General features: G+C 68.3%; 1 protein-coding gene. It reads right to left on the minus strand.

Features of this window, described 5'->3' with window-relative positions; all coding sequences use genetic code 11:
- A partial coding sequence (locus ACIPIA_RS15545) for an ArnT family glycosyltransferase (protein WP_400510856.1) occupies positions 1-1,533 on the minus strand: 1,533 nt, incomplete at its 3' end.
- Positions 1,534-1,771: the final 238 nt, after the last annotated feature.

A 1,771-nucleotide genomic window follows, 5' to 3' on the forward strand; every position in this document is an offset into this window, starting at 1 on the left:
GGGTTTGCCAATGAAATCGACAGCCTGCTGACCGCTCGCCGCCATGGCAAGGTCGGTGCCGGTCAGGAACACCAGGCTCGGCTCGCGATAGCCCAGCGTCAGCACGGCGGGATCCGCACAGACCGAGCGCGCCACCTCGGCGAGCCGCGGCGAGAGCTTGAGCGAACGCAGGCTCTCGATGGCAAAGGGGTAGACCGATGCCGTGAGCAGCAGGCTCGCCAGGACGCAGCGCCAGAGCGCCCCCTCGATGTCGAGGCGCCGAAAGGCCGCGATGACGCCCGCGGCGACGACCAGCACCAGCGCGAAGCCGGGCAGCGCCGACCATGGCAGCGTCTGGTCCAGCTTCCAGTTGCCGAACAGGATCACGCCGATCAACGCAAGCGGGACGATCAGAACGAGACATGCGGTCGCGACGGCGCCGCGCCGGTAGCGATCGATGCCGCCGTTGATCACCGCGAGCAGCAGCAGTGCCGTAATCGCCGGATAGAGCGGCAGGACGTAGTGCGGCAGCTTGGTCGGCACCGCCTCGAAGACGATCCAGGACGGCACGATCCAGGCGATGAGGAAGAGAATCTGCGGCTCCCTGCGCCGGACCCAGGCGAAAGGCACCGCCATGGCGGCAAAGGCTGCAGCCGGCCAATAGGTCCCGAAGAAGATCACCAGGTAGAGCCCCGGCGGCCCCCAGTGCTTCTCCTGCCCCTCCGCGACCTTGCCGAGCATGTCCTGACCGACGCTTTCGGCGAAGAAGCTGCCGCCGGTCTTGAGCATGATCGCGACGAACCAGGGCAGCGCCACGACGAGGCAGAGCAGGAGGCCCCGGCCGAAGCGCAGCGGCTTCAGCCAGCGGAAGCTGCGCAGGCTCGCGCTCAGCACCAGGATGGCGAGCCCCCAGACCATCGGCACGATCGGCCCCTTGATCAGCAGCCCGATCGCCGTCGCGCCCCAGAACACCAGCCAGTTGCGCCGGTCCGGAACGAAAGCCAGCGAGCGCGTCCAGTCGAGCCAGGTGCGCGCCAGCGCTCCCATGGTGGCAACGGCACAGGCCGCGAGCACCGCGTCGGTCTTTGCGATGCGGGCCTCGACGCCGAGCAGCACCGCGGCCGCCATCAAGGCGGCACCGAGCAGCGCATAGCGCCGTGCCAGGAAGGCAAGCAGCGCCCAATAGGTCAACAGCACCGTCGCGATCGCGCCGATGAGGGAGGGAATGCGATAGAGCCAGATCTGCGTCCGCGCCTGTGGTACGCCAACCGCCTCGCCAGCCTTCACCGCCGCGCTCTGCAGCCAGTAGATGCCGACCGGCTTCTTGTGCCGGGCTTCGTCCTGGAAGCGGATATCGACGAAATCGCCGGTCTCCAGCATCTGCTTGCTCGCCTGCGCAAAGCGCGGCTCGTCACGATCGAGCGGCTGTAGCGTGCTGAAACCGGGCAGGAAGGCCGCGAGCGACAGAAGCAGCAGGAAAGCGCAGGCGCGCGCATGGCTGGCCGTCAGGACAGTCGTCAGCCGGTCGATCGCAGGCGTCAGCGAAAACATCATCCATCCTCGCGACCGACAGCCGCGCTCGTGCTCGAAACCGGCTGGGCCGGGACGGCGCTCGCATGCCGGGCCTTTCGGGCGCGACCAAGGCGAACCGCGCGCGATTTACGCCGCGCGGCGCGAGCGGGCAAGCATGGCGCGGCAGAATGCAGGCAGCAAGCGCCAGCGGCCGCCCCCAAATCCGCCCGGGGAATGCCAGGACGTGCGTCGGCCATGCTCCCATTTGGGAGGTGTCAGT

The sequence above is a fragment of the Allobosea sp. CER48 genome (assembly GCF_044752385.1).
Lineage (GTDB): Bacteria > Pseudomonadota > Alphaproteobacteria > Rhizobiales > Beijerinckiaceae > Allobosea.